This is a genomic window from Paenibacillus glycanilyticus (assembly GCF_051200795.1).
Taxonomy (GTDB): Bacteria; Bacillota; Bacilli; order Paenibacillales; family Paenibacillaceae; genus Pristimantibacillus; species Pristimantibacillus glycanilyticus.
This window is the reverse complement of the sequence record NZ_CP195155.1, coordinates 6,097,501-6,121,534: the sequence shown is the minus strand read 5'-3', so window position 1 is coordinate 6,121,534 and position 24,034 is coordinate 6,097,501. Positions and strand designations below refer to the sequence as shown.

Sequence of the window (24,034 nt, the reverse complement as noted above, 5' to 3'; positions counted from 1 at the left end):
TCATCCCGTTCTCTTATTATGTGGAGGAGGTGCCCCGGTGCCAGTATGGTTAAATGGTGCTTTTGAGCTAGGTTTGCTTTATTCCTTAATGGCTCTAGGCGTCTATATTACATTTCGCATCCTTGATTTTCCCGATCTCACGGTTGACGCAAGCTTCACAACCGGAGCAGGGGTAGCAGCAGTTCTGATTACGAACGGCACTTCGCCATGGCTAGCATGCCTTGCGGCATTTGGCGCCGGAGCTGCCGCAGGTGCAATTACGGGCTTGCTGCACACGAAAGGCAAAATCAACGGATTGTTATCAGGTATTTTGATGATGATCGCTCTCTATTCCGTTAATATGCGGATTATGGGCAAGCCGAACATCGGACTTATGGGGTCGGACATCTCGACTGTGTTCTCGGGAGTTAAGGTTCTTGTGCTTATGCCGATTGTCGTCGTTATTATTAAGCTTCTGCTCGATTTGTTCTTCAAGACGGATCTTGGTTTGAGTCTTCGCGCAACGGGTGATAACGAGCGTATGATCCGCAGCTTTGGCACTAATACGGATACAACTAAGATTATGGGCATTGCATTATCGAACGGTCTTGTTGCTTTGTCGGGTTCTTTTGTCGCTCAACAAAGCGGATTTGCAGATATTACGATGGGTGTCGGTATGATCGTTATCGGCCTCGCATCGGTTATTATCGGCGAAGCGCTGTTTGGCGCGAAAACCGTATTCCGTGCGACACTGGCTGTTGTGCTGGGCTCGATCGTTTACCGCATTATTATCGGTCTTGCTTATCAAAGCGATTTCTTCGAGGCGTCCGATCTTAAATTGATTACGGCCGTTATCGTTATTATCGCGCTTGTCTTCCCGTCTTTGCAGAAATCGTGGAAACAGAAGAGAATGGCCCAAAAACGCACAGCGGCTCTTTTGAATAGCGTTGAACAAAAAGGGGGCGGACGCTGATGCTGGAAATATCCAAAGTATCAAAGCTTTTTAACCCGGGGACATTAGATGAAAAGACAGCCCTTGTGAATACAAACCTGGCGATGAAGCCCGGAGACTTTATTACGGTTATCGGTAGTAACGGCGCCGGCAAGTCGACGCTGATGAACATCATCTCCGGCGTCATGAAGCCGGATACCGGCGAGGTCCGGATCGAGGGCAAAAATATTAGCAATCTGCCGGAGTTCCGAAGAAGCAAATGGATTGGCCGCGTATTCCAGGATCCGATGGCCGGTACTGCACCACGGATGTCTATTGAAGAGAATCTGGCGATGGCCTATACGCGCGGAAAGCAGCGTGGTTTCTCACTTAGTATCAACCGTGGTCGCCGCGCTATTTTCCGGGAACAGCTTTCCCGTCTGGGTATTGGACTCGAGAATCGCTTAAGTGCCAAGGTGGGCCTTCTGTCCGGCGGCGAACGCCAGGCGCTGAGCCTTCTGATGGCTACTTTTACGAAACCGCAGATTCTTCTGCTCGATGAGCATACGGCAGCTCTTGACCCGGCTCGCGCGGAGCTTATCACAACGCTTACCGAGACGCTTGTGCGCGAAATGAACCTGACAACCTTGATGGTTACTCACAACATGGAACAGGCAATTCGTCTTGGCAACCGGCTCATCATGATGGATAAAGGCAGAATCATTCTTGAGGTCAATGAGGACCGGAAGAAAGATCTGACTGTAGAACGCCTGTTAGGCGAATTCGAGCAGATCAGCGGGAAAAAGATGGCCGACGACCGTGTCGTTCTTGGTTAATCCCTCTTATAGGAAACGCAATGGCGAATTTCGCTGTTGCGTTTCTTCTATTATATAGAAGCTACTTTCAGGTCAAAAATGGATTTGAGAGTTTCATCATAATCGTGTAATATAGGCGAAGTGGAAAACACGGTTCGTCCAGGCGGCGGACGCGGGAAAGTCGAACATAAATCGTTGTTGCGCCAAGCTGAGTAAAGATAGGAAAAGACATAACTTTTCCCTTGCATTTGCCCAGCTGTTTCGGTATAATATTGACTGTTGGTCTGTGACGTTGCGATGATGTGAGAGGTTGCCGACACACCCGGCCCCTTTGCCATGGGGCATGTGCCGGGTTTTCTCACGGAGTATGTCCGATAAGAAATTGGGCGATAGAAGGAGGGACTTATATGGCAAAGCAAAAGATTCGTATTCGCTTGAAAGCATACGATCACAGAATTCTTGATCAATCCGCTGAGAAAATCGTGGAAACAGCAAAACGTTCCGGTGCAGGCGTATCCGGGCCGATTCCGCTTCCTACGGAAAAGCAAATCATCACTATTCTCCGTGCGGTGCACAAGTACAAGGATTCCCGGGAGCAATTCGAAATGCGTACACATAAACGCTTGATCGATATTGTTAACCCAACGCCGCAAACGGTTGATGCGTTGATGCGCCTGGATTTACCATCCGGTGTAGATATCGAAATCAAACTGTAATAAGCATAGCTGATCATTGAAAGGAAAAGAGGTGTCAACATGAAAGGTATCTTAGGGAAAAAACTTGGTATGACGCAAGTGTTTACCGCTGAAGGTAACGTCGTTCCAGTAACGGTTATCGAGGCTGGTCCTTGTGTAGTTCTCCAGAAGAAAGATCAAGAGAACGATGGTTATGAAGCCGTACAATTCGGTTTCTCCGATAAGAAAGAAGCTAGAGCGATCAAGCCGGAAATCGGCCACGCAAAGAAAGCTAATACAGCTCCTAAGCGCTACGTTCGTGAAATTCGCGGTATCAACCTGGGCGAATATGAAGTTGGCCAAGAAGTTAAGGCTGATTTGTTCGCAGAGGGCGAGTTTGTTGACGTAACAGGTATTTCGAAAGGTAAAGGCTTTGCCGGCGTTATCAAACGTTGGGGACAAAGCACGGGCCCAATGGCTCACGGTTCCCGTTACCATCGTGGTCCTGGTTCCATGGGTTCGATTCAAGCGAACCGCGTACCAAAAGGCAAACACCTTCCTGGTCACATGGGTCATGAGACAGTTACGATCCAAAAACTCGAAATTATCCGTGTAGACGCTGAGCGTAATGTGATCCTTGTTAAAGGCTCCATTCCAGGTCCTAAAAACGGTTTCGTTAAAGTAAAACAAACAGTTAAGAACTAATTGCTTACAAGAAAGGAGGAACAAGAAATGCCTAAAGTTACAGTATTTAACGTGAGTGGCTCCGAAGTTGGTGAAATCGAATTGGCGGACAGCGTATTCGGTATCGAGCCTAACTCTCATGTACTGCATAGCGCTGTATTGCTTCAGCAAGCTGCTGAGCGTGCAGGTACGCACAAAACAAAAGGACGCTCCGAAGTACGCGGCGGCGGTCGTAAGCCTTGGAAACAAAAAGGTACTGGCCGTGCTCGTCAAGGTAGCATTCGTTCGCCACAATGGGTTGGCGGCGGTACCGTATTTGGACCGACTCCGCGCTCTTATGGCTTTAAACTTCCTAAGAAGGTTCGCCGTCTGGCGATTAAATCCGCATTGTCTTCGAAAGTGATCGCTAACGAGATCGTCGTTCTTGATCAATTGACATTCGCGGCTCCTAAAACGAAGGAATTCGCAGCAATCTTGAACAACCTGAAAGCTGATCGCAAAGCACTTGTTGTTTTGCCAGCTTATGATGACAATGTAGCATTGTCCGCTCGCAATATCCCAGGCGTGAAATTCGTCGCTGCTGACGGCATTAATGTTCTGGACGTATTGGTGCATGACAAGCTCATCATCACGAAAGAAGCGGTAGAGAAAGTACAGGAGGTGTTTGCATAATGAAAAATCCTCGCGATATTATCAAACGCCCTGTTATTACGGAGCGCACTAGCGACTTCATGGCGGTTAAACGCTACGTATTCGAAGTTGACCTTCGTGCGAACAAAACCGAAATTAAAGATGCTATCGAGCAAATCTTTAAAGTAAAAGTAACGAGCGTTAATACAATGCGTGTTGCAGGTAAGCCGAAGCGTTACGGCAAGTACAACGGCTACCGTCCTGATTGGAAAAAAGCAATCGTTCAGCTGAGCGCTGACAGCAAAGAGCTTGAATTCTTTGAAACGTCTGTATAGAAAAGGAGGGAAACACAGTGCCAATCAAAAAGTATAAACCGACGTCCCCGGCTCGTCGTAACATGTCCGTTTCGACTTTTGAAGAGATCACAACAAGCACACCGGAGAAATCCTTGCTTGCTCCGCTTTTCAAAAAAGCTGGTCGTAATAACCAAGGTAAAATTACAGTTCGTCACCATGGCGGCGGACATAAACGTAAATACCGTATCATCGACTTCAAACGTACAAAAGATGGTGTTGTAGGTAAAGTTGCTTCGATCGAATACGATCCGAACCGTACTTCCAACATTGCTCTGATCAACTACGTTGATGGTGAGAAAGCTTACATCATCGCACCTAAAGGTCTGAAAGTCGGCGATCAAGTTGTTTCCGGTCCTGATGCTGACATCAAAATCGGTAACGCTTTGCCACTTATCAACATTCCAGTGGGTACAGTTATCCACAACATCGAACTGAAACCAGGCAAAGGCGGACAATTGGTTCGCGCGGCTGGTACAGAAGCTCAACTTCTTGGTAAAGAAGGCGACTATGTATCGATCCGTCTGTCCTCCGGCGAAGTTCGTCGTATCCTGAGCACTTGCCGTGCAACAATCGGTTCCGTTGGCAACGAAGATCACGAACTCGTGAAAATCGGTAAAGCCGGCCGTTCCCGTTGGATGGGCAAACGTCCTGAAGTTCGCGGCGTAGTAATGAACCCGAACGATCACCCACACGGTGGTGGTGAAGGCCGTGCTCCAATCGGTCGTAAATCCCCTATGTCTCCTTGGGGCAAACCGACTCTTGGTTACAAAACACGCAAGAAGAAAAAAGCATCGAGCCAATATATTATTCGTCGTCGTACGAAGTAATAATCGCTTGTTTGCAAGCAGCGTGACTGATGGTTGCGCTACGTTTCCGCGAAGGGAGGACTCCAAATGGGTCGCAGTTTGAAAAAAGGTCCGTTTATTGACGGCCACCTGCTCAAAAAGGTCGAGGAATTGAACGAAACGAACAAGAAAGTCGTTATCAAGACTTGGTCCCGTCGCTCGACAATTTTCCCACAATTCATCGGTCACACCATTGCAGTCTATGATGGCCGCAAGCATGTACCGGTTTATGTAACGGAAGATATGGTTGGACACAAGTTCGGTGAGTTTGCACCGACTCGTACCTACAAAGGCCATGACGATGACAAGAAAACAGGTAAGAGATAATCTGCCTGAATTATTTTTTAATGTATGAGAGGAGGTTCATCCATGCCAGAAGCTAAAGCGCACGCTAATTTCGTACGCATTGCTCCTCGTAAAGCACAGCTGGTTGCGGACTTGATCCGTGGCAAGCAAGTAGGTGAAGCGATCGCAATTTTGCGTCATACACCGAAATCTGCTTCCCCAATCCTGGAGAAGTTGCTGAACTCTGCTATTGCTAACGCTGAGCATAACTACCAATTGGACGTGAACAAACTGGTTATCACGCAAGCATTCGTGAACCAAGGTCCGACAATGAAACGTTTCCGCCCTCGTGCAATGGGACGCGCAAGCCGGATCAACAAAAGAACCAGCCACATCACATTGGTTGTATCTGAAAAATAAGGAGGGATAACGTGTGGGTCAAAAGGTAAATCCGGTCGGTCTTCGTATCGGGATTATCCGTGATTGGGAATCCAAATGGTACGCTGGCAAAGACTTCGGCGATCTTCTGTTGGAAGACGTGAAAATTCGTGAATACCTGAAGAACAAACTGAAGGATGCAGCAGTATCCCACATCGAGATCGAGCGCGCGGCTAACCGCGTTAACGTAACGATTAACACTGCTAAGCCAGGCATGGTTATCGGCAAAGGCGGTTCTGAAGTAGAAAGCCTTCGTACGGAGCTTGGCAAAATCACTAAAGGCAAAAAAGTTCACATTAACATTTCCGAAATTAAACAAGCAGATCTGGACGCTATTCTTGTAGCTGAAAGCATCGCGCAACAACTGGAGCGTCGTGTTTCTTTCCGTCGTGCTTTGAAACAAGCGATCCAACGTTCGATGCGTGCAGGCGCTAAAGGGATTAAGACTGCTGTTAGCGGTCGTCTCGGCGGTGCTGAAATTGCTCGTTCGGAAGGCTACAGCGAAGGTACAGTACCGCTTCATACACTGCGCGCAGACATCGACTACGGCACAGCTGAAGCACATACTACTTACGGCCGTATCGGCGTAAAAGTATGGATCTATCGCGGCGAAGTCCTTCCAGCTAAGAAGAAAGCTCCCCAGGAAGGAGGCAACTAATCATGTTGGTACCAAAACGTGTCAAACACCGTAAGCAACAACGCGGAAATATGAGAGGTCGCGCTAAAGGCGGCACTGAAGTAGCTTTCGGCGAATACGGCTTGCAAGCTCTTGAACCAACTTGGATCACGAACCGTCAAATCGAAGCGGCTCGTATCGCAATGACTCGTTATATCAAACGTGGCGGTAAAGTGTGGATTAAAATTTTCCCACATAAACCGATCACTCAAAAGCCTCTCGAAGTTCGGATGGGTAGCGGTAAAGGTAACGTTGAAAAATGGGTTGCAGTCGTGAAACCAGGCAAGATCATGTTCGAACTCGCTGGTGTTTCCGAAGAAGTCGCTCGTGAAGCGATGCGCCTCGCGTCCCACAAACTGCCGATCAAAACGAAGTTCGTGAAACGCGAAGAAGTAGGTGGTGAAGCAAATGAAAGCTAGTGAATTTCGCAACCTAACCTCTGCTGAGATTGAACAAAAAATCGCTGGTTTTAAAGAAGAGCTTTTCAACCTTCGTTTCCAACTGGCTACTGGTCAACTGGAAAGCCCGACACGTATTCGTGACGTGCGTAAGAATATCGCTCGCGCTAAAACCATTTTGCATGAAAGACAACTCGGTATCAGCAGCTAATATAGCTGTCCTTGACTTAGGGTTACCACGGTTTAAGGAAGGAGGAAGAACATGAGCGAACGTAATGCCCGCAAAGTTCAAATCGGTAAAGTCGTTAGCGATAAAATGGACAAAACAATCGTTGTTGCTGTTGAAACATACAAAAAACACGATTTGTACCATAAACGCATCAAATACACGAAAAAGTTCAAAGCGCATGATGAGAACAATCAAGCGAAAATTGGCGATATCGTGAAAATCATGGAGACTCGTCCACTTTCGAAAGACAAACGCTTCAGATTGGTAGAAGTTGTTGAAGTGGCAGTTGTCCTTTAAGATGTTATAATCAGTGAATGAGCATTTTCCCGGAAGGAGGACGTTGAGATGATTCAACCATTTACTCGTTTGCGTGTTGCTGACAACTCCGGAGCTAAAGAACTGATGTGTATTCGTGTTCTTGGCGGTACTGGCCGTCGCGTAGGCGCTATCGGTGACCTGATCGTGTGCTCTGTAAAACAAGCAACACCAGGCGGCGTTGTCAAAAAAGGTGACGTTGTTAAAGCTGTTATCGTTCGTACGAAGCGTGCAGTACGTCGTAAAGACGGTTCTTACATCGCATTCGATGAGAACGCAGCTGTAATCGTTAAAGAAGATAAGAGCCCGCGCGGTACTCGTATTTTTGGACCTGTTGCCCGTGAGCTTCGCGATAAAGATTTCATGAAAATCGTATCGCTTGCACCAGAGGTTATCTAAGACCAATGCCCTGTGCATAACAGGGATCGCGATATAGCCTGAAAGCTTAGTGAGCAGGAGGTGTAATCAATGCCAAGACTGAAAAAGATTCTTGAATCGCACAACAACAAGCTTCACGTTAAAAAGGACGACACGGTTATCGTCATTTCCGGTAAGGACAAAGGCAAAAAAGGCCGTGTAATCGCTGCGTATCCGCGTGAAAACCGCGTGCTCGTAGAAGGCGTGAACTTTGTTAAAAAGCACACTCGTCCGTCCCAAGTGAATCCACAAGGCGGAATTATCGAGCAAGAAGCTCCAGTTCACGTTTCCAACGTGATGCACATTGATCCGAAGAGCGGTAAAGTTACTCGTATCGGATACAAAGTGCTGGACAACGGCAAAAAAGTCCGGTACGCAAAACGTTCCGGCGAAGTGATCGACTAATCGTTACTGTAGGAAAGGAGGTCCATAAATAATGGCAGCAAGATTGAAAGATAAATTTCTTAACGAAATTACGCCTGCATTGATGCAGAAGTTTAACTATACGACTGTAATGCAAGTGCCGAAGATCGAGAAGGTTGTCATCAACATGGGTGTTGGCGAAGCGGTTGCTAACTCCAAAGTGCTTGATGTCGCTGTCGACGAGCTTCGTCAAATCTCCGGTCAAAAGCCGGTTGTAACTCGTGCGAAGAAGTCCATCGCGGGCTTTAAACTTCGCGAGAACATGCCAATCGGGGTTAAAGTAACACTGCGCGGCGAGCGCATGTACTACTTCCTTGACAAGCTGTTCAACATCTCGCTTCCACGCGTACGTGACTTCCGCGGTGTATCGACGAAAGCATTCGACGGTCGCGGTAACTATACGCTTGGCCTGAAAGAGCAACTCATCTTCCCAGAGATCGAGTATGATAAAGTTGATAAAGTTCGTGGTATGGACATCGTCATCGTCACGACGGCTAAAACGGACGAAGAATCTCGTGAACTGCTTACCCAAATGGGCATGCCGTTCGCGAAGTAATCCACTTCTAGGAGGTGTAATACCAAGTGGCAAAAACTTCGATGAAAGTGAAGCAACAACGTACACCGAAATTTCAAGTGCGTGCCTATACGCGCTGTGAACGTTGCGGCCGTCCGCACTCTGTTTTGCAAAAGTTTAAAATTTGCCGGATTTGTTTCCGCGAATTAGCATACAAAGGCCAGATTCCTGGCGTTAAAAAAGCAAGCTGGTAATCAGCCTAGTTCGGGAAGGAGGTTAACACAAATGGTTATGTCTGATCCGATTGCAGATATGCTGACACGCATTCGTAATGCGAATGTTGTTCGTCACGAAACCGTGGAATTGCCCGCTTCGAAAGTTAAGAAGCAAATCGCAGAAATTCTGAAACGCGAGGGCTTCATCCGCGATGCTGAATATATCGAAGACAACAAACAAGGGATTATCCGTATTTTCTTGAAATACGGCCCTAACCAAGAGCGCGTTATCACTGGTCTGAAACGTATTTCGAAACCAGGTCTGCGCGTTTACACTAAATCGACTGAAATCCCACGCGTTTTGGGTGGTCTGGGAATTGCTATCATTTCCACATCCAAAGGGGTTATGACCGATAAAGAAGCACGCCAAGGCAAAGCAGGCGGCGAAGTCGTTTGCTACGTTTGGTAATTAACTAGTCACAAGATTGGAGGTGTAACAATGTCCCGTATTGGTCGCAAACCGATCACAGTACCAGCTGGCGTAAGTATCAGCCTGGACAACTCGGTTATTACTGTAAAAGGACCGAAAGGATCCCTTTCCCGTGAAATTCACAAGGATATGAAAGTGAACGTTGCGGAGAACGAGATCGTAATCGAACGTCCTTCCGATAATAAATTGCATCGTTCTTTGCACGGAACTACTCGCAGCGTCATCGCTAACATGGTGAGCGGCGTTACTGAAGGCTTCTCGAAAAACTTGGAGCTGGTAGGCGTAGGTTACCGTGCGAACAAAACTGGCGATAAGATCGTTCTTAACGTTGGTTATTCCCACCCAGTGGAGATTGCACCTGAAGCCGGTATTGAGTTCGAAGTTCCAGCGAACACGAAAATCACTGTTCGCGGTATCGACAAAGAGCGCGTAGGCGCTGTTGCTGCTCAAATCCGTTCCGTACGCGAACCAGAGCCTTACAAAGGTAAAGGTATCAAGTACGAAGGCGAACGCATCATCCGCAAAGAAGGTAAAGCTGGTAAGAAGAAATAAGCAGTCTGATTGGGCTGCTTAAAATAGCGGTATAAGGCAGAAGGAAAGGAGTGAACCTTGAATGATTACGAAAGGCGATAAAAACAAGGCTCGTCTGAAAAGACACTTGCGTGTTCGTAAAAAAATCAACGGAACGGTAGCTCGTCCACGTCTCTCGGTATTCCGTTCGGCGAAGCATATCTATGCTCAATTGATCGATGACGTACAAGGCGTAACGCTTGCATCCGCATCCACAGTGGATAAAGAACTGGCAGAAGCAATCGGCAACGGCGGCAGCGTTGAAGCAGCTCGCAAAGTTGGCGAATTGATCGCAAAACGCGCTCAAGCGAAAGGGGTATCCCAAATCGTATTTGACCGTGGTGGTTACTTGTATCATGGCAGAATTCAGGCGCTTGCTGAAGCAGCACGCGAAGCTGGTCTGGAATTCTAGTCGAATTTACTTATAAGGAGGTTAATCGACTTGCGTGTAGATCCAAATACGTTAGAACTGACTGAAAAAGTTGTCCACATCAACCGCGTTGCTAAAGTTGTTAAAGGCGGACGTCGTTTCAGCTTTAGTGCGCTCGTAGTTGTCGGCGACGGCAAAGGCTACGTAGGCGCAGGGATCGGTAAAGCGGGCGAAGTACCTGATGCGATTCGCAAAGGTATCGAAGACGCTAAGAAAAACCTGATCCACGTTCCACTCGTAGGAACAACAATTCCCCATCTTGTAGTTGGACATTTCGGTGCAGGTGAAGTTCTCCTGAAACCGGCATCCAAAGGTACAGGTGTTATCGCCGGCGGTCCTGTTCGTGCAGTACTCGAACTGGCTGGTGTAGGCGATATCCTGACGAAATCGCTTGGTTCTTCGAACTCCATGAACATGGTTAACGCAACGCTTGAAGGTCTTTCCCGCCTGAAGCGCGCGGAAGATGTTGCGAAGCTTCGTGGAAAAACTGTCGAAGAGCTGTTAGGTTAAGGAGGGGAATAGGATGGCAAAATTGCAAATCACCCTCGTTCGCAGTGTGATCGGCCGTAACGAAAAACAACGCGCGACTGTTGAATCCTTCGGTCTGAAGAAAATTCACCAATCCGTTGTTTTGAACGACAGCCCGGCTGTTCGCGGCATGATTAATGCTGTAAGCCACTTGATCAAAGTAGAAGAAGTTTAAGCAACTTGCTTGCTATAAGAAATAAATAAGGAGGTGCAAGAACGATGAAATTGCATGAACTCGCACCAGCACCAGGCTCCACGCAAGTGGCAAAGCGCAAAGGTCGCGGTATTGGCTCCGGTAACGGTAAAACTTCTGGTAAGGGTCATAAAGGTCAAAACGCTCGTTCCGGCGGCGGTGTACGCCCTGGTTTCGAGGGTGGCCAAAACCCATTGTACCGTCGTTTGCCGAAACGCGGTTTCAATAACCGTTTCCGCACTGAGTACGCTATCGTTAACATTGAAGAGCTGAACAAATTTGCAGCAGGTTCCGAAGTTACTCCAGAAGTTCTTCTTGAGCAAGGGATCATCAAAAATCCTTTGGCGGGCATTAAGATCTTGGGTAATGGCGAAGTTAAGGTTCAATTGACTGTAAAGGCAAACAAGTTCTCTCAATCTGCGGTAGAGAAAATCCAGGCTGCCGGCGGTAAAACCGAGGTGATCTAATTGTTTAACACCGTGTCCAACATTTGGAAAGTGGCGGATTTGCGCAAGCGGATCCTTTTCACCCTTTTCATACTGCTTGTTTATCGCATCGGAGCTTTTATTCCGGCGCCAGGCGTTGACAAAGATGTATTCAAACAGGTTGACCAATCCGGTGTAAATCTGTTCGGTTTGCTTAACACGTTCTCCGGCGGTGCGTTGTACCACTTCTCCATTTTCGCGATTGGTATCGCTCCATACATTACGGCTTCGATCATCGTACAGCTGTTATCGATGGACGTTATCCCTAAATTCGCGGAATGGGCAAAGGAAGGCGAGAACGGGAAGAAAAAGCTCGCGCAGATTACACGTTACGGCACGGTAATCCTTGGTTTATTGCAAGGTTTTGCAACAGCAATCGGCTTCAATCGTCAATACAGCTATAAGATGGTTCCAAATGCGACATTTGTCGACTACTTGCTCATCGCTCTCGTTCTGACAGCGGGCGTATCATTCCTGATGTGGCTTGGCGAACAAATTACGGAGCGCGGTATCGGTAACGGTATCTCGATTCTGATCTTTGCCGCCATCGCAGCAAGCATTCCGCAACATATTCGTACGATCTACTCGACAGAGTTTGCGTCGCAAGATGGCAATCTGTTCTGGAGCATTGGCAAAGTTGTTCTGATCGCAGTGGCGATTGTACTGATTATTGTAGGGGTAATCTTCGTACAACAAGGTATCCGTAAGATTCCGGTTCAATACGCTAAACGCGTAGTTGGTCGGAAGATGTATGGCGGTCAATCGACTCACATACCAATGAAAGTGAACGGCGCAGGTGTTATTCCGGTCATTTTCGCAATCTCGTTATTGATGTTCCCGGCAACAATCGCTCAGTTCTGGTCTGGTGCCGCTTGGGCAGATTGGATCATGCATAACCTGACGTACACGCAGCCGCTTGGCATGGTACTGTATGTTCTGCTGATTATCGGGTTCACGTTCTTCTATACATTCGTACAGATCAATCCGGTTCAAATGGCGGATCAGATGAAGAAGAATGGCGGTTACATCCCGGGCATTCGTCCTGGTAAACCAACATCCTCTTATTTGACTCGCGTATTGTCGCGGATTACGCTGACGGGTGCGATTTTCCTGGCCGTTATCTCCTTGTTGCCAGTGGTATTCGGCGAAATCGCCGGATTGCCTGCTTCGGTAAGACTTGGCGGTACCTCGCTTCTTATCGTTATCGGTGTTGCGCTTGATACGATGAAGCAAATCGAGAGCCAGTTGATAAAACGCCATTACAAAGGGTTTATCAATAAATAACAATAGGTTCCGACCGGGATTCCGTAACGTCGCAGGCGCGATGGACGGAACCCGCACGAGCCTATTGTGCTTAAAGCGAGGAAGAATGAATGAACATTTTATTCATGGGTCCTCCGGGGGCCGGTAAAGGTACGCAGGCAGAACGTATCGTTGGAGAGTTCGGTATTCCGCACATCTCGACAGGCGATGCATTCCGTCTTGCGATGAAACAGGGGACTCCGCTCGGTCTTAAAGCGAAAGAGTATGTCGATCAAGGCAAACTCGTTCCCGATGAGATCACGAACGGTATTGTCAAAGAACGTCTTGCTCAAGACGATTGCAATAAAGGTTTCTTGCTTGACGGTTTTCCGCGTACGCTGCAGCAAGCCGAAGCGCTTGATGTTATGCTTGCCGAATTGAACCTCAGCATTGACCATGTTGTTAATTTGAAAGTTGACCGCGGCTTGCTGCTTGCCCGTCTGACTGGCAGACGCATTTGTAAAGCCTGCGGCTCGACATACCATGTAATGTTCAACCCACCGAAACAAGAAGGCGTCTGCGACAAATGCGGCGGCGAATTGTACCAACGGTCGGATGACACGGAAGAGAAAGTCGGAACGCGTCTTGACGAGTATATCTCGAAAACCGCGCCGCTTCTTGACTACTACAACGGTAAAGGTCTACTTCGCGAAGTCGACGGCGAGAAGGAAATCGATACGGTTACGGCCGAGATTGTTTCCTGCTTGCGAGGTTCATTGTAATGATCATTTGCAAATCCGATTCGGAGCTGCGATATATGAGGGAAGCCGGCCGCATTGTAGCGGAAACGCATCGGATTATGGCTGAAGCGGTAAAGCCCGGGGTTACGACCCAGGAGCTCGATCAGCTGGCCGAGGCGTACATCCGCAGCCAAGGCGCTGAGCCATCCTTCAAAGGTTACAATGGTTTTCCTGCCAGCATTTGCGCTTCTGTAAATGACGAGCTGGTACACGGTTTTCCCGGACCTCGTAAGTTGAACGAAGGCGATATTATAAGCATCGACATTGGAGCGCAATACAAAGGCTATCACGGCGACTCGGCCTGGACTTATCCGGTCGGCAACGTATCGGATGAAGTCAAGCGGTTGCTTGAGGTGACGGAAGAGTCTCTGTACGCAGGGATTAATCTGGTCCGCCCAGATGTTCGTTTATTTACAATATCGCATGCGGTTCAACAGGTTGCCGAAGCGGCGGGCTTTTCGATTGTACGGGAATTTGTCGGACACGGTATTGGCAAGGACCTCCATGAGGAACCGCAAATTCCGAATTACGGCATTCCGGATCGCGGGCCGCGTCTTAAGCCAGGAATGGTGCTTTGCATCGAACCTATGGTCAACATCGGCGAACGTTACGTTCGCACGCTTGAAGACAATTGGACGGTCGTAACGGAAGACGGCTCTTGGTGCGCTCACTTCGAGCACACGGTTGCCGTAACGGAGGACGGATTCGAAATTTTGACGAAACTACCGAAGTCGGTGTAATCTGTTATGGATAAGCAACCGCAAATCGGTCAAATCGTTAAGGTGCTTCGGGGCAAAGATGAGAACAGCTATGCTGTTATTATTGAAATTGTTGACGAACGCTTCGTACTGATCGTCGATGGCGATAAGCGCAGGTTTGATCAACCGAAGAAAAAGAACGTTCTGCATCTCGAGTTACAACCCGCTATAAGCAGCGAAGTTACAAGCAGCTTGCTTGAAACGGGCAGGGTGACCAATGCCAAGTTACGTTATGTGATTCAGAAGTACGCACATGCGAAAGGAGAATGACGGTGGCTAAGGAAGACGTCATTGAGGTCGAAGGTACGGTAATCGAACCGCTGCCGAATGCCATGTTCAAGGTGGAGCTGGAGAACGGTCATCAAATTCTCGCACATGTTTCCGGTAAGCTCAGAATGCACTTCATTCGTATTCTGACTGGGGACAAAGTGGTTATACAGTTATCGCCTTATGATTTATCAAGAGGGCGCATCACCTATCGGAAGTAGGCCGCCTCGCGGTTTGCTCTCGAAGGATTCGGGAGGTAATTCACAATGAAGGTTAGACCTTCGGTAAAGCCGATTTGCGAAAAATGCAAAGTCATTCGTCGCAAAGGCAACGTTATGGTAATTTGTGAAAATCCGAAACACAAACAAAAACAAGGATAAAAGGAGGGACAATGGCTTATGGCACGTATTGCTGGTGTAGATATTCCGCGTGATAAACGCGTTGAAATCGCCCTGACGTACATTTTCGGTATTGGCAAAACAACTTCGCAAAAGATTCTGGCTTCTACTGGCGTGAACCCTGATACTCGCGTTCGCGATCTGACAGAAGACGAACTTGCTAAATTGCGCGAAGCAATTGACAAATCCGTTAAAGTGGAAGGCGACCTTCGTCGTGAGATTTCGCTTAACATTAAACGTCTGATTGAGATCGGCTGCTACCGTGGCGTTCGTCATCGTCGTGGCTTGCCTGTTCGCGGTCAACGTACGAAAACAAATGCGCGTACGCGTAAAGGTCCACGTCGGACTGTAGCTAACAAGAAGAAATAATAAAGGGGTGAAATAGGGCAATGGCTAAACCTAAAAAAGTCGTTCGTACAAAACGTCGTGACCGGAAAAATATTGAGTCGGGCGTAGCACACATCCGTTCGACATTCAATAACACGATCGTAACGATCACTGACCCTCATGGCAACGCAATCTCTTGGGCAAGCTCCGGTAACCTGGGCTTCAAGGGTTCGCGTAAATCCACGCCTTTCGCAGCGCAAATGGCAGCTGAAGCAGCAGCTAAAGCAGCGATGGAGCATGGCATGAAAGCTGTTGAGGTTATGGTTAAAGGTCCTGGCGCAGGCCGCGAAGCAGCGATTCGTTCGCTTCAAGCAGCTGGTCTGGAAGTTAACCTGATTAAAGACGTAACGCCAGTTCCTCACAACGGATGCCGTCCGCCGAAACGTCGTCGCGTATAGTTGGATCCGCTGTGGTATCAAATAACAACAACTTGTGAATAATGGTTGTGAAGGTTTGGCATACTACGAGGTTTGACTAAACAATACGAATGGTAACGGAGCGACGTTTGAAGGAGGGTACTATTAGTGATTGAGATCGAAAAGCCGAAAATCGAGACCGTAGATTTGAATGAGGATGGAACATACGGGCGTTTCGTAGTAGAACCGCTCGAGCGTGGATATGGCACGACGCTTGGAAATTCGCTTCGCCGAATTTTGTTGTCATCGCTGCCAGGTGCGGCAGTAACATCTGTTCAGATCGACGGAGTGCTTCACGAGTTCTCTACGGTTCCTGGGGTGATCGAGGACGTAACTGAGATCATTCTGAACTTGAAAGGCCTCTCGTTGAAAATCCACTCCGATGAAGAAAAGGTGTTGGAAATCGACGCTGAAGGCGAAGGAATCGTTACGGCAGGGGACATTCGAGCTGACAGCGATGTCGAGATTTTGAACCCTGATCTTCACATCGCAACCTTGGCCTCCGGCGCGCGGCTCCATTTGCGAATTTTTGCCAATCGCGGACGTGGTTACGTCCAAGCGGACCGTAACAAACGGGACGATCAACCGATTGGGGTTATTCCCGTTGATTCGATTTACACGCCAATTACCCGTGTCAATTACAGCGTTGAAAATACCCGCGTTGGTCAAGTAACCAACTACGACAAGCTTACGCTTGAAGTATGGACTGACGGCAGTATTAGACCGGAAGAGGCTGTAAGCCTTGGCGCTAAAATTTTGACAGAGCATTTGGACCTGTTCGTCGGATTGACCGATGAAGCCAAAGACGCGGAAATCATGGTCGAGAAGGAAGAGGACAAGAAAGAGAAAGTTCTGGAGATGACAATCGAAGAACTGGATCTGTCTGTTCGTTCCTACAACTGCTTGAAACGTGCAGGCATTAACACGGTTCAAGAGCTGATCACGAAATCCGAAGAGGATATGATGAAGGTTCGTAACCTGGGCCGTAAATCCCTCGAGGAAGTTCAAGAGAAGCTGGAAGAGCTGGGTCTTGGCCTGCGCATGGAAGAGTAGAAGCTTGAACATCTAGAACAGACTATAGGCAAGGGAGGGGAAAACAAAATGGCATATCAAAAATTGGGCCGTGACGCTAGCGCGCGGAAAGCATTGTTCCGTGACCTCGTTACTGACCTGTTCCTGTATGAGCGCATTCAAACAACAGAAGCTAAAGCGAAAGAGGTTCGTTCTATCGCTGAAAAGCTGATCACGAAAGCGAAAAAAGGTGACTTGCACGCTCGTCGTCAAGTAGCTGCATACGTTCGTCGTGAAACTGTTGATGGAGAGCAAGATGCAATCCAAAAGCTGTTCTCCGAGCTGGCCACCCGTTACTCGGAACGTGCGGGCGGATACACACGGATTTTGAAACTGGGACCTCGCCGTGGCGACGCTGCGCCTATGGTGTACCTGGAACTGGTTGACCGTGCGTAACACAAGCGTAATCAGCTCGCCGCTCTAAGCGGTTGAGCTACGTTTCGCGGTGAGAAAGGGTGGACCCTTGAGGCCACCTTTTTTTATTGCCTGTAGTGAAAAGGGCTATGGGGGTGTCGAGTGTGCTGCATGAAAGGTTTGTCCTCCGATCGCTGTTGTTCACAGATTTCTTCATTACAATACGCTTAAGCGGTTGAAATCTGTGAACAAAGGCGAACGCTACGCTTCTCCGGACAAAACCTTTCATTCCGCACACGACTACCCCGATAGCAAACCTTTTCAAACAAGCAAGAAAAAAGAGAGGCCGAAAAGGGTCCACCCTTTTGAATTAAGGGGATTGAATGTTAATTACGTGTGTTGTTAACAGATGGGGAAGTGATGAAGGATGAGGAACATAGCAGCGACGGTAAGCTACGACGGGACGGACTTTAACGGGTTTCAGTCTCAGCCGTACGGTCGGACCATCCAGCAGGAAATCGAACTGGCAATCAAGAAGCTGACCGGCGAGGATATTATTATTCTCGGATCGGGCAGAACGGACGCAGGCGTGCATGCCACGGGACAAGTGTTCAACTTTCTGACGGAATCCACGATTCCGGCAGAGCGTTGGGCTATTGCCCTGAATACGCGCCTGCCGAAGGATATCGTCATTCTCGAAGCGCATGAAGTGCCGGAAGCTTTTCACTCCCGGCGTTCTGCGAAGCGGAAGACGTATCGCTACACGATTGACATGGGGAAGTTTCCGGATGTGTTCTATCGCCGTTATGCGTTTCATCATCCTACACCGCTTAATGTTGAAGCCATGCAGAAGGGACTTAGCTTCCTTGTGGGGGAACATGACTTTACTTCATTTACGTCCATACATTCGACTAAGCCGCATCATGTTCGGACTATCTACGAGGCTTATCTCGAGCGTGAAGGGCAAATGCTCCATATGTATATGACAGGTAACGGATTTCTCTATAACATGATCAGAATCGTGATGGGCACGCTGCTTCAAGTCGGCCACGGCAAGCTGAAGCCGGAAGATATGGCGCGCATATTGGAAGGCCGCAAGCGGTCTCTTGCCGGCCCTACAGCGATGCCTCACGGTCTGATGCTGATGAAGGTTGAATACCCGGAATAAAAGCGAATTAACAATTAATAACTTCTTGATTTAGGCCATTATTTATAGTAGAATATAACTTGTGCTTTCTTAGTGGCTATCCCACAGCCCCGACTAAGACTGACACAAACTTGGCATGCAACACCTGATTCAACTAACTGTAAAAACGTGAAACGTTGTTTAATAAAACTTTAACTGTAATGGAAATAAGGAGGATCATCCATGCGTACTACGTATATGGCTAAGCCTAATGAAGTTGAGCGTAAATGGCACATCATCGATGCTGCTGGCAAAACGCTTGGCCGTCTGGCTACTGAAGCTGCTAGCCTGATCCGCGGCAAGCACAAACCGCAATTTACTCCTCACGTTGATACTGGTGACTTCGTTATCGTAATCAACGCTGAAAAAATCGTTCTGACTGGCAAGAAAATGCAAAACAAAATGTACTATCGTCACTCGGGCTACTCTGGCGGTTTGAAAGTAACGCCAGCTCACGAAATGATCGCTAAAAAAGCTGACCGCGCTATCGAATTGGCTGTTCACGGCATGTTGCCAAAAACTCGCCAAGGTAACGCAATGAAGCTTAGACTTAAAGCATACGCTGGTTCGGAGCATCCGCATCAAGCACAAAATCCAGAAGTTTACGAACTTCGCGGCTAATAAGGGGAGGACAGTTTCATGGCACAAGTACAATACTATGGAACCGGTCGTCGTAAACACTCTGTTGCACGTGTACGTCTGGTGCCGGGTGAAGGACGAATCATTGTTAACAAACGCGACCTGAACGAATACTTTGGTCTGGAAACATTAAAGCTGATCGTTAAGCAGCCATTGGTTCTGACTGAAACTTTGAATAACTACGACGTTATCGTTATCGCTAACGGCGGCGGTATGGCTGGTCAAGCTGGCGCTATCCGCCACGGTATCTCCCGTGCTCTGCTTAAAGCAGACCCTGAGTTCCGTCCAGCTCTGAAACGTGCTGGCTTCCTGACTCGTGACCCACGTATGAAAGAACGTAAAAAATACGGTCTTAAAGCGGCTCGTCGCGCGCCACAGTTCTCGAAACGTTAATATCGAAACCAAACACCTTCTCTGCTTGCAGAGAAGGTGTTTTTTTTGTTTTTGCAAAAGAGTGCATGTTCATCCAGACCCATAGGCAATAGGCAAAACTTTATTTCATTTTGGTTAAAACTATTATTGATCATTTGCGTATTAGAACGTATACTTTAACTAATAGCATATGAATTTACTTGGAATTACAAATGGAGGGCATAACCATGAACCTGTTCGAAAAAGAAGCGTTGGTTAAACAAAAAGCCGAAGAGCTTGAAAATGCTACGCCACAAGAGATTTTGGCTTACGCAGTTGAAGCTTTCCCTAATATTACGTTTGCATGCAGCTTTGGTGCGGAAGACGTTGTACTGGTCGACATGCTGCAAAAAATCAGCCCGAAAACAGATATTTTCTACCTGGATACAGACTTCCACTTCAAAGAAACGTATGAGACGCGTGACCGCATGGTAGAGCGTTACCCAGGTATTCCATTTGTAGAAGTTAAACCGCTAATCACGCCAGAAGAGCAAGCAGAGCGGCATGGCGCTGAGCTGTGGAAATCCGACGCTAACGCTTGCTGCAATATCCGCAAGGTTGAGCCGCTGACGAGAGTACTGTCTAAATACGAAGCATGGATTACAGGGATCCGTCGCGACCAGGCTCCAACACGCGCCAATGCGAAGAAGGTTGAATATGATACTAAATTCGGTTTGATCAAATTCAATCCGATTGCCGGTTGGACTTCGGAAGACGTATGGAATTACATCCGTGAGAACGATGTAATTTACAATCCACTGCATGACAACAACTACCCAAGCATTGGCTGCGAGTATTGCACGCGCCAAGTTATGCCTGGCGAAGACCCTCGCGCGGGACGTTGGTCCGGTCAAGAGAAAACCGAATGCGGTCTGCATAAATAAGATCGTTAAGCACCTTCCCTCCGCCAAGGATTCTGATTGAAGCCCTGGTACAGAACCCGCTCTAATTCAAATGAATGCGGCTAAGTAAAGTCTAACTGCTGCTTGGCCATCATAAACAACCACCTCGTCCCATATAAATGATAAGGAGATCATTTGTAGGGGAACGAGGTGGTTTTATTTATGCGCCGAAAACGTTTGGTCGTCTGGATGACCTATAAAGGAGCGCTCCGCATCGCGGGTGGCATGGCAGCGCTTGTATTGACCTGGATATTGCTTACCCAAGGGAGCGAGCCGGTATCCCGGACCTGGAGTTATTGGACGCTGCCTTTATCGGGGAAAACAATTGCGATTGATGCGGGCCACGGAGGCGTTGACGGCGGTGCGGTAAGCAAGGAGGGGGTTGTGGAAAAAGACTTGAACCTCGCGATTGCGCTGTACCTGAGGGATTACCTGCAGCAGGCAGGAGCTATTGTACTGCTCACCAGGGAAGGGGATTACGATCTTGCAGGGCAGGATACGAAGGGGTATTCCAAGCGCAAGACGGAGGATTTGCTGCAGCGTGTAGCCAACATCAAGGAGAGTAAGCCAAGCCTTGTCGTCAGCATTCATATGAACAGCATTCCGTCCGCTAAATGGTCGGGAGCTCAAACGTTTTTTAACCCAGCTAATCATCCGGACAACCAGGTGCTTGCCACGTTTATACAAAACGAAATCCGCCGTAATCTGGAAAATACGAGCAGGGTAGCGGTGAAGGACAAAAATAACGTATACCTTCTTAAAGCGCTGGACGACATTCCAACGGCGCTAGTCGAAGTCGGATTCCTGTCCAATCCGGGTGAAGCCGCGCGTCTTGCCGATTCGAATTACCAGCGACAAGTGGCCGCCTCGATCTATCAGGGAATTCTTCGATATTCGTCGGGGGAAAAGCTGAGTGCGGGCACAGCGACGGATGCCGCGTCGGACATGGAGGATGAACCGGCGAATTAACCTTGTCCCGCTTAATATGTTATAATCATTTTAAATAAGCAGCTACTACTACGCTTACACCTACAACTACTCTTCTACATAAAGGTGGGACTCATTCATGTTGACACGTGAACAAGCTCTGGAAGCCGTCGGTTCAGTGACGGCCCAATATAGCGCGGACACCGTTTCTGTCCGCGATGTTGTCGTGAAGGACCGTCAAGTATCGATGACGGTCCTGACAGCCAGCGAGGACATTCGTCCCTCGCTGGAAACCGCGCTGCGCGCTGCGCTGGCGCGGGCTGGCGCCGAAACCGTGCATTGCCGGTTTCGCGCGCTGGAGAGCGGCACGGGCGCAGCAGCCGCGCCGCAAGGACAAGCCGGCGGCAAAGGCCAGCCGGCCGCGGCAAAGGGCCCCGTACAAGGGCACGGGGCCGGAATCGACAGCCCGCTGCTCGCCGCTGGCAGCGGCACTCAATTCATCGCCGTCGCCAGCGGCAAAGGCGGCGTCGGCAAATCGACGGTGACCGTCAATCTCGCGGTCGCCTTAGCCCGCAAAGGCAAGCGCGTCGGCATCATCGACGCGGATATTTACGGCTTCAGCGTGCCCGATATGATGGGCATCGAGACGCGTCCCGAGATCGTGAACGAGCGCGTTATCCCGATCGAACGCTATGGCGTCAAAGTCATGTCGATGGGCTTCTTTGTGGAAGACAACAGCCCGATCGTATGGCGCGGACCGATGCTGGGCAAGATGCTCCGCAACTTCTTTGCCGAGATCGAATGGGGCGAGCTGGATTACCTGCTGCTTGACCTGCCTCCGGGCACGGGCGACGTGGCGCTCGACGTCCATCAGATTATCCCGCAGAGCAAAGAGATTATCGTAACGACGCCTCATGCGACAGCGGCATTTGTAGCAGCCCGGGCGGGCGCTATGGCCATCAAGACGGAGCATGAGATTATTGGCGTGGTGGAGAACATGTCCTATTACAAATGCAGCAAATGCGGCGAACCGGAGTATATTTTCGGACGCGGCGGCGGCGCCCGTCTTGCGGAATCCCTGCATGCGGAGCTGCTCGCCCAAATTCCGCTGGGACAACCGGACAATCACATTTCCGAGCCGGATTTCTCGCCCTCGGTATATAAAGCCGACAGTGAGACAGGTGCGCTTTATCTGGATATTGCCGAACAAGTTATTCAAAAATGCGGCCGTTAATGGCAAAAATGAAAGCCCGGACTGGGAAGAGAGCATAAGCTCTCGACCCGGTACGGGCTTTTCGCGCATCTATAGCTTTTTATCTATGTCATCGTTGTCATTCATCGTTAAGTCGAAGAATCAGAGCCGTCACCTTCACCGCTGCCGCCGTCGTCGCTTTGTTTTTCATCCCCGGAGGAGCCTTCATCGCCACCGCTTCCGCCATCTTGCGATTTCTTGTCAACCTTTTCATCCGGCTTTGGTTTAAGCTCTTCCTGTACTGCTTTTTTCATCAGATCCAGAACTTCCAGACGGAAGAGAGGGTTTTGCATCGATTCCTGCATCAGAGACATAACCTGCTTTTTATATTGCGTGCTTTGCAGCACTTCGAGAATCATTTTGTCCATTTCGGGCGTTTTGAACGCTTTGATCATTTGTTCCTGGTACGTCGGGTCCTTCATCAATTCTTTGTGAATGTCCTTGTTCTGCTTGTTTACGGCCTTGGCGAATTCACCGGCAAAACGGGTATCCGTCATTAGAGTCCGGATGACCTTGTCGTATTCCGGAGATACCATTACGTCTTTGACGGCAAGGCGCACCTGCTCCTGATCCTGAACGGACAACAGCTTGGTTCCGCTGCCGTTATAGCCGGACATTTGCTGGGCGGACTCCTGTAAAGCTTTTTGAGCATCTTCGGTTTTCAGTATGTCGATAACCATCGACTTCATATCCTTGTAGCTGATCTGTTGGTTGTTGCCTCCTGAAGATTCCGCACCGCAGCTTGTTAAGACAAATGTTAGGGCGGAAAGCGCCGTTAATAAAGCCAATCGCATGCGCATGCTCCCACGATCTCCCTTCTATGATTACCATTGCTGTATTTAAACGTAGTATGCGTTAAAGTTCACGGGATTATCATGGCTTCGTAGTTAGCTTTTTATGACGAACGTGGTAAAATAATGGTTGGCACAGGAAAGTGCTTACAATGGCACCGTCCTCGCCGAACGTGAAGGAGGATAACGGAATTATGAATTTGAAAAGATGGTTTTTTCTTTTTTGGACCTGCATGGCCGTCGGGGCTGTCGTTTCAGTCATCAGCGGATTGATCATGCAATGGACGGACCCGTCCTTCGGATTTATGGGGCTTGAGGCTGCCGGATTCAACGCCTTCATGATGGCGATGGTCGGCTTATTGATAGGGGCATTCAGCCAAATGGGGTTCTTTGCGTACCTGACCTTGAATTACATTGCATTAAGCATTTTCCGCAAAAGCTATCTCTGGAACGCTCTCCAGGGCTATACGACGGTGTTTGCCGTATTCGGCCTCGGTTATATGCTTTATGAGCAGCGGACCAACAACTGGTTCTTCTGGGTGTTGCCGCTTGTTCTTTTGATCTCCTCCCTGGCCGTGGCCTATGTCAAAGCCAAGCAAACCAAACCAAGCGCATTTGTGCCAACCGCGTTTTTGATGTTTTTCGTTACCTTCGTGGAAGCTTGGCCGGCTCTGCAAGGGGAGACCAACATTTCGGCTATCGTCTTTATGATT

41 protein-coding genes (1 of these 41 cut by a window edge) are annotated in these 24,034 nt (G+C 48.7%); 40 read left to right on the top strand and 1 reads right to left on the bottom strand.

The window, feature by feature from the left end; translation table 11 throughout:
* Positions 1–37: 37 nt before the first annotated feature.
* The 39 genes from ACR9FF_RS27680 (at position 38) to ACR9FF_RS27490 (ending at position 22,512) form a co-directional block, all read left to right on the top strand.
* On the top strand, positions 38–952 hold the full coding sequence (locus tag ACR9FF_RS27680; protein WP_127497490.1) for an ABC transporter permease: 915 nt from the start codon (positions 38–40) through the stop codon (positions 950–952).
* The gene (locus ACR9FF_RS27675) at positions 952–1,746 is read left to right on the top strand and encodes an ABC transporter ATP-binding protein (RefSeq protein ID WP_015847225.1); all 795 of its coding nucleotides are present in this window, start codon (positions 952–954) and stop codon (positions 1,744–1,746) included. Before ACR9FF_RS27680 ends, ACR9FF_RS27675 begins: the two co-directional genes overlap by 1 nt.
* Before the next feature lie 386 nt (positions 1,747–2,132).
* Positions 2,133–2,441 (top strand): 30S ribosomal protein S10, encoded by a 309-nt coding sequence (rpsJ, locus tag ACR9FF_RS27670; protein ID WP_005544556.1) that lies wholly within the window; start codon positions 2,133–2,135, stop codon positions 2,439–2,441.
* Positions 2,442–2,480: 39 nt separating this feature from the next.
* A complete protein-coding gene (gene rplC, locus ACR9FF_RS27665; RefSeq protein ID WP_015847224.1) occupies positions 2,481–3,104 on the top strand; it encodes a 50S ribosomal protein L3 in 624 nt (207 codons plus the stop codon).
* 27 nt (positions 3,105–3,131) lie between these two features.
* Complete coding sequence (rplD, locus tag ACR9FF_RS27660; RefSeq protein WP_015847223.1) at positions 3,132–3,755, top strand: 50S ribosomal protein L4; 624 nt, start codon at positions 3,132–3,134, stop codon at positions 3,753–3,755.
* On the top strand, positions 3,755–4,048 hold the full coding sequence (gene rplW, locus ACR9FF_RS27655; protein WP_127497493.1) for a 50S ribosomal protein L23: 294 nt from the start codon (positions 3,755–3,757) through the stop codon (positions 4,046–4,048). The genes rplD and rplW overlap by 1 nt, the downstream gene beginning before the upstream one ends.
* 17 nt (positions 4,049–4,065) lie before the next feature.
* Positions 4,066–4,896: a 50S ribosomal protein L2 gene (gene rplB, locus ACR9FF_RS27650; RefSeq protein ID WP_127497496.1), complete on the top strand. Its 831-nt coding sequence runs from the start codon at positions 4,066–4,068 to the stop codon at positions 4,894–4,896.
* A 66-nt stretch (positions 4,897–4,962) separates the two neighbouring features.
* Entirely contained in the window at positions 4,963–5,241 is a 279-nt protein-coding gene (gene rpsS / locus ACR9FF_RS27645; RefSeq protein ID WP_127497498.1) for a 30S ribosomal protein S19, read from the top strand.
* Between the two features lie 42 nt (positions 5,242–5,283).
* On the top strand, positions 5,284–5,619 hold the full coding sequence (rplV, locus tag ACR9FF_RS27640; protein WP_015847219.1) for a 50S ribosomal protein L22: 336 nt from the start codon (positions 5,284–5,286) through the stop codon (positions 5,617–5,619).
* A gap of 13 nt (positions 5,620–5,632) precedes the next feature.
* Positions 5,633–6,295, top strand: coding sequence for a 30S ribosomal protein S3 (gene rpsC, locus ACR9FF_RS27635; RefSeq protein WP_015847218.1), 663 nt, complete (start codon positions 5,633–5,635; stop codon positions 6,293–6,295).
* Between the two features lie 2 nt (positions 6,296–6,297).
* Positions 6,298–6,732: a 50S ribosomal protein L16 gene (rplP, locus tag ACR9FF_RS27630; RefSeq protein WP_015847217.1), complete on the top strand. Its 435-nt coding sequence runs from the start codon at positions 6,298–6,300 to the stop codon at positions 6,730–6,732.
* Positions 6,722–6,922 carry a 50S ribosomal protein L29 gene (gene rpmC / locus ACR9FF_RS27625; RefSeq protein ID WP_091190718.1) on the top strand — a complete coding sequence of 67 codons (201 nt, stop codon included), beginning with the start codon at positions 6,722–6,724 and terminating at the stop codon, positions 6,920–6,922. Before rplP ends, rpmC begins: the two co-directional genes overlap by 11 nt.
* Before the next feature lie 51 nt (positions 6,923–6,973).
* Positions 6,974–7,237: a 30S ribosomal protein S17 gene (gene rpsQ / locus ACR9FF_RS27620; protein ID WP_015847215.1), complete on the top strand. Its 264-nt coding sequence runs from the start codon at positions 6,974–6,976 to the stop codon at positions 7,235–7,237.
* A gap of 48 nt (positions 7,238–7,285) precedes the next feature.
* On the top strand, positions 7,286–7,654 hold the full coding sequence (rplN, locus tag ACR9FF_RS27615; protein WP_015847214.1) for a 50S ribosomal protein L14: 369 nt from the start codon (positions 7,286–7,288) through the stop codon (positions 7,652–7,654).
* A 69-nt stretch (positions 7,655–7,723) separates the two neighbouring features.
* Entirely contained in the window at positions 7,724–8,077 is a 354-nt protein-coding gene (gene rplX / locus ACR9FF_RS27610) for a 50S ribosomal protein L24 (RefSeq protein WP_015847213.1), read from the top strand.
* 31 nt (positions 8,078–8,108) lie between these two features.
* Complete coding sequence (rplE, locus tag ACR9FF_RS27605; RefSeq protein ID WP_091190722.1) at positions 8,109–8,651, top strand: 50S ribosomal protein L5; 543 nt, start codon at positions 8,109–8,111, stop codon at positions 8,649–8,651.
* Positions 8,652–8,677: 26 nt separating this feature from the next.
* A complete protein-coding gene (locus tag ACR9FF_RS27600; RefSeq protein WP_015847211.1) occupies positions 8,678–8,863 on the top strand; it encodes a type Z 30S ribosomal protein S14 in 186 nt (61 codons plus the stop codon).
* Positions 8,864–8,894: 31 nt separating this feature from the next.
* Positions 8,895–9,293, top strand: coding sequence for a 30S ribosomal protein S8 (gene rpsH, locus ACR9FF_RS27595; RefSeq protein WP_015847210.1), 399 nt, complete (start codon positions 8,895–8,897; stop codon positions 9,291–9,293).
* A gap of 30 nt (positions 9,294–9,323) precedes the next feature.
* Entirely contained in the window at positions 9,324–9,866 is a 543-nt protein-coding gene (gene rplF, locus ACR9FF_RS27590; protein WP_127497500.1) for a 50S ribosomal protein L6, read from the top strand.
* Positions 9,867–9,927: 61 nt separating this feature from the next.
* Positions 9,928–10,296 (top strand): 50S ribosomal protein L18, encoded by a 369-nt coding sequence (rplR, locus tag ACR9FF_RS27585; RefSeq protein WP_127497502.1) that lies wholly within the window; start codon positions 9,928–9,930, stop codon positions 10,294–10,296.
* 30 nt (positions 10,297–10,326) lie between these two features.
* On the top strand, positions 10,327–10,824 hold the full coding sequence (gene rpsE, locus ACR9FF_RS27580) for a 30S ribosomal protein S5 (RefSeq protein ID WP_015847207.1): 498 nt from the start codon (positions 10,327–10,329) through the stop codon (positions 10,822–10,824).
* 13 nt (positions 10,825–10,837) lie between these two features.
* A complete protein-coding gene (gene rpmD / locus ACR9FF_RS27575; protein ID WP_015847206.1) occupies positions 10,838–11,017 on the top strand; it encodes a 50S ribosomal protein L30 in 180 nt (59 codons plus the stop codon).
* 44 nt (positions 11,018–11,061) lie between these two features.
* Complete coding sequence (rplO, locus tag ACR9FF_RS27570; RefSeq protein ID WP_015847205.1) at positions 11,062–11,502, top strand: 50S ribosomal protein L15; 441 nt, start codon at positions 11,062–11,064, stop codon at positions 11,500–11,502.
* The gene (secY, locus tag ACR9FF_RS27565; RefSeq protein ID WP_127497507.1) at positions 11,503–12,804 is read left to right on the top strand and encodes a preprotein translocase subunit SecY; all 1,302 of its coding nucleotides are present in this window, start codon (positions 11,503–11,505) and stop codon (positions 12,802–12,804) included.
* 89 nt (positions 12,805–12,893) lie between these two features.
* Entirely contained in the window at positions 12,894–13,544 is a 651-nt protein-coding gene (locus ACR9FF_RS27560; RefSeq protein ID WP_127497509.1) for an adenylate kinase, read from the top strand.
* Positions 13,544–14,302 carry a type I methionyl aminopeptidase gene (gene map, locus ACR9FF_RS27555; RefSeq protein WP_127497512.1) on the top strand — a complete coding sequence of 253 codons (759 nt, stop codon included), beginning with the start codon at positions 13,544–13,546 and terminating at the stop codon, positions 14,300–14,302. Before ACR9FF_RS27560 ends, map begins: the two co-directional genes overlap by 1 nt.
* A gap of 6 nt (positions 14,303–14,308) precedes the next feature.
* The gene (locus ACR9FF_RS27550) at positions 14,309–14,590 is read left to right on the top strand and encodes a KOW domain-containing RNA-binding protein (protein WP_015847201.1); all 282 of its coding nucleotides are present in this window, start codon (positions 14,309–14,311) and stop codon (positions 14,588–14,590) included.
* Between the two features lie 2 nt (positions 14,591–14,592).
* Positions 14,593–14,808: a translation initiation factor IF-1 gene (gene infA, locus ACR9FF_RS27545; RefSeq protein WP_015847200.1), complete on the top strand. Its 216-nt coding sequence runs from the start codon at positions 14,593–14,595 to the stop codon at positions 14,806–14,808.
* Positions 14,809–14,853: 45 nt separating this feature from the next.
* Positions 14,854–14,967: a 50S ribosomal protein L36 gene (gene rpmJ / locus ACR9FF_RS27540; RefSeq protein ID WP_003333770.1), complete on the top strand. Its 114-nt coding sequence runs from the start codon at positions 14,854–14,856 to the stop codon at positions 14,965–14,967.
* Positions 14,968–14,985: 18 nt separating this feature from the next.
* Positions 14,986–15,354 (top strand): 30S ribosomal protein S13, encoded by a 369-nt coding sequence (gene rpsM, locus ACR9FF_RS27535; RefSeq protein WP_015847199.1) that lies wholly within the window; start codon positions 14,986–14,988, stop codon positions 15,352–15,354.
* 20 nt (positions 15,355–15,374) lie between these two features.
* Complete coding sequence (gene rpsK, locus ACR9FF_RS27530) at positions 15,375–15,770, top strand: 30S ribosomal protein S11 (protein ID WP_015847198.1); 396 nt, start codon at positions 15,375–15,377, stop codon at positions 15,768–15,770.
* Between the two features lie 126 nt (positions 15,771–15,896).
* The gene (locus tag ACR9FF_RS27525) at positions 15,897–16,841 is read left to right on the top strand and encodes a DNA-directed RNA polymerase subunit alpha (protein WP_015847197.1); all 945 of its coding nucleotides are present in this window, start codon (positions 15,897–15,899) and stop codon (positions 16,839–16,841) included.
* Positions 16,842–16,889: 48 nt separating this feature from the next.
* A complete protein-coding gene (rplQ, locus tag ACR9FF_RS27520) occupies positions 16,890–17,255 on the top strand; it encodes a 50S ribosomal protein L17 (protein WP_091190749.1) in 366 nt (121 codons plus the stop codon).
* Between the two features lie 385 nt (positions 17,256–17,640).
* Complete coding sequence (gene truA, locus ACR9FF_RS27515) at positions 17,641–18,381, top strand: tRNA pseudouridine(38-40) synthase TruA (RefSeq protein WP_127497516.1); 741 nt, start codon at positions 17,641–17,643, stop codon at positions 18,379–18,381.
* A 201-nt stretch (positions 18,382–18,582) separates the two neighbouring features.
* Complete coding sequence (gene rplM / locus ACR9FF_RS27510; protein ID WP_127497518.1) at positions 18,583–19,020, top strand: 50S ribosomal protein L13; 438 nt, start codon at positions 18,583–18,585, stop codon at positions 19,018–19,020.
* An 18-nt stretch (positions 19,021–19,038) separates the two neighbouring features.
* The gene (rpsI, locus tag ACR9FF_RS27505; protein WP_127497520.1) at positions 19,039–19,431 is read left to right on the top strand and encodes a 30S ribosomal protein S9; all 393 of its coding nucleotides are present in this window, start codon (positions 19,039–19,041) and stop codon (positions 19,429–19,431) included.
* A gap of 206 nt (positions 19,432–19,637) precedes the next feature.
* Positions 19,638–20,333 carry a phosphoadenylyl-sulfate reductase gene (locus ACR9FF_RS27500; RefSeq protein ID WP_127497523.1) on the top strand — a complete coding sequence of 232 codons (696 nt, stop codon included), beginning with the start codon at positions 19,638–19,640 and terminating at the stop codon, positions 20,331–20,333.
* A gap of 207 nt (positions 20,334–20,540) precedes the next feature.
* A complete protein-coding gene (gene cwlD, locus ACR9FF_RS27495) occupies positions 20,541–21,320 on the top strand; it encodes an N-acetylmuramoyl-L-alanine amidase CwlD (RefSeq protein WP_435172228.1) in 780 nt (259 codons plus the stop codon).
* 97 nt (positions 21,321–21,417) lie between these two features.
* Positions 21,418–22,512: an Mrp/NBP35 family ATP-binding protein gene (locus tag ACR9FF_RS27490; protein ID WP_201008881.1), complete on the top strand. Its 1,095-nt coding sequence runs from the start codon at positions 21,418–21,420 to the stop codon at positions 22,510–22,512.
* A gap of 107 nt (positions 22,513–22,619) precedes the next feature.
* Here ACR9FF_RS27490 and gerD read toward each other — a convergent pair whose 3' ends face one another.
* Positions 22,620–23,330 carry a spore germination lipoprotein GerD gene (gerD, locus tag ACR9FF_RS27485; protein ID WP_435166967.1) on the bottom strand — a complete coding sequence of 237 codons (711 nt, stop codon included), beginning with the start codon at positions 23,328–23,330 and terminating at the stop codon, positions 22,620–22,622.
* A gap of 185 nt (positions 23,331–23,515) precedes the next feature.
* Between gerD and ACR9FF_RS27480 the strand changes: the two genes are divergently transcribed.
* On the top strand, positions 23,516–24,034 hold the 5' portion of the coding sequence (locus ACR9FF_RS27480) for a KinB-signaling pathway activation protein (protein WP_435166965.1). Its footprint extends 105 nt past the window's final position; 519 of the gene's 624 nt are visible here — the first part of the coding sequence; the start codon lies at positions 23,516–23,518; the stop codon falls past the right edge of the window.

What these genes read in the sequence shown, in the direction of transcription:
- cwlD (WP_435172228.1), top strand. Translation starts at nt 20,541, where the DNA reads ATGACCTATAAAGGAGCGCTCCGCATCGCGGGTGGCATGGCAGCGCTT.
- rplX (WP_015847213.1), top strand. Translation starts at nt 7,724, where the DNA reads ATGCCAAGACTGAAAAAGATTCTTGAATCGCACAACAACAAGCTTCAC.
- rpmD (WP_015847206.1), top strand. Translation starts at nt 10,838, where the DNA reads ATGGCAAAATTGCAAATCACCCTCGTTCGCAGTGTGATCGGCCGTAAC.
- ACR9FF_RS27560 (WP_127497509.1), top strand. Translation starts at nt 12,894, where the DNA reads ATGAACATTTTATTCATGGGTCCTCCGGGGGCCGGTAAAGGTACGCAG.
- rplQ (WP_091190749.1), top strand. Translation starts at nt 16,890, where the DNA reads ATGGCATATCAAAAATTGGGCCGTGACGCTAGCGCGCGGAAAGCATTG.
- ACR9FF_RS27550 (WP_015847201.1), top strand. Translation starts at nt 14,309, where the DNA reads ATGGATAAGCAACCGCAAATCGGTCAAATCGTTAAGGTGCTTCGGGGC.
- rpsS (WP_127497498.1), top strand. Translation starts at nt 4,963, where the DNA reads ATGGGTCGCAGTTTGAAAAAAGGTCCGTTTATTGACGGCCACCTGCTC.
- rplM (WP_127497518.1), top strand. Translation starts at nt 18,583, where the DNA reads ATGCGTACTACGTATATGGCTAAGCCTAATGAAGTTGAGCGTAAATGG.
- rpmC (WP_091190718.1), top strand. Translation starts at nt 6,722, where the DNA reads ATGAAAGCTAGTGAATTTCGCAACCTAACCTCTGCTGAGATTGAACAA.
- gerD (WP_435166967.1), bottom strand. Translation starts at nt 23,330, where the DNA reads ATGCGCATGCGATTGGCTTTATTAACGGCGCTTTCCGCCCTAACATTT.
- ACR9FF_RS27490 (WP_201008881.1), top strand. Translation starts at nt 21,418, where the DNA reads ATGTTGACACGTGAACAAGCTCTGGAAGCCGTCGGTTCAGTGACGGCC.
- rpmJ (WP_003333770.1), top strand. Translation starts at nt 14,854, where the DNA reads ATGAAGGTTAGACCTTCGGTAAAGCCGATTTGCGAAAAATGCAAAGTC.
- rpsK (WP_015847198.1), top strand. Translation starts at nt 15,375, where the DNA reads ATGGCTAAACCTAAAAAAGTCGTTCGTACAAAACGTCGTGACCGGAAA.
- ACR9FF_RS27500 (WP_127497523.1), top strand. Translation starts at nt 19,638, where the DNA reads ATGAACCTGTTCGAAAAAGAAGCGTTGGTTAAACAAAAAGCCGAAGAG.
- rplC (WP_015847224.1), top strand. Translation starts at nt 2,481, where the DNA reads ATGAAAGGTATCTTAGGGAAAAAACTTGGTATGACGCAAGTGTTTACC.
- rpsJ (WP_005544556.1), top strand. Translation starts at nt 2,133, where the DNA reads ATGGCAAAGCAAAAGATTCGTATTCGCTTGAAAGCATACGATCACAGA.
- truA (WP_127497516.1), top strand. Translation starts at nt 17,641, where the DNA reads ATGAGGAACATAGCAGCGACGGTAAGCTACGACGGGACGGACTTTAAC.
- rpsM (WP_015847199.1), top strand. Translation starts at nt 14,986, where the DNA reads ATGGCACGTATTGCTGGTGTAGATATTCCGCGTGATAAACGCGTTGAA.
- rpsQ (WP_015847215.1), top strand. Translation starts at nt 6,974, where the DNA reads ATGAGCGAACGTAATGCCCGCAAAGTTCAAATCGGTAAAGTCGTTAGC.
- rplO (WP_015847205.1), top strand. Translation starts at nt 11,062, where the DNA reads ATGAAATTGCATGAACTCGCACCAGCACCAGGCTCCACGCAAGTGGCA.
- rplW (WP_127497493.1), top strand. Translation starts at nt 3,755, where the DNA reads ATGAAAAATCCTCGCGATATTATCAAACGCCCTGTTATTACGGAGCGC.
- map (WP_127497512.1), top strand. Translation starts at nt 13,544, where the DNA reads ATGATCATTTGCAAATCCGATTCGGAGCTGCGATATATGAGGGAAGCC.
- ACR9FF_RS27675 (WP_015847225.1), top strand. Translation starts at nt 952, where the DNA reads ATGCTGGAAATATCCAAAGTATCAAAGCTTTTTAACCCGGGGACATTA.
- rplR (WP_127497502.1), top strand. Translation starts at nt 9,928, where the DNA reads ATGATTACGAAAGGCGATAAAAACAAGGCTCGTCTGAAAAGACACTTG.
- rplE (WP_091190722.1), top strand. Translation starts at nt 8,109, where the DNA reads ATGGCAGCAAGATTGAAAGATAAATTTCTTAACGAAATTACGCCTGCA.
- rpsI (WP_127497520.1), top strand. Translation starts at nt 19,039, where the DNA reads ATGGCACAAGTACAATACTATGGAACCGGTCGTCGTAAACACTCTGTT.
- rplD (WP_015847223.1), top strand. Translation starts at nt 3,132, where the DNA reads ATGCCTAAAGTTACAGTATTTAACGTGAGTGGCTCCGAAGTTGGTGAA.
- rplP (WP_015847217.1), top strand. Translation starts at nt 6,298, where the DNA reads ATGTTGGTACCAAAACGTGTCAAACACCGTAAGCAACAACGCGGAAAT.
- rplF (WP_127497500.1), top strand. Translation starts at nt 9,324, where the DNA reads ATGTCCCGTATTGGTCGCAAACCGATCACAGTACCAGCTGGCGTAAGT.
- rplN (WP_015847214.1), top strand. Translation starts at nt 7,286, where the DNA reads ATGATTCAACCATTTACTCGTTTGCGTGTTGCTGACAACTCCGGAGCT.
- rpsH (WP_015847210.1), top strand. Translation starts at nt 8,895, where the DNA reads ATGGTTATGTCTGATCCGATTGCAGATATGCTGACACGCATTCGTAAT.
- rplV (WP_015847219.1), top strand. Translation starts at nt 5,284, where the DNA reads ATGCCAGAAGCTAAAGCGCACGCTAATTTCGTACGCATTGCTCCTCGT.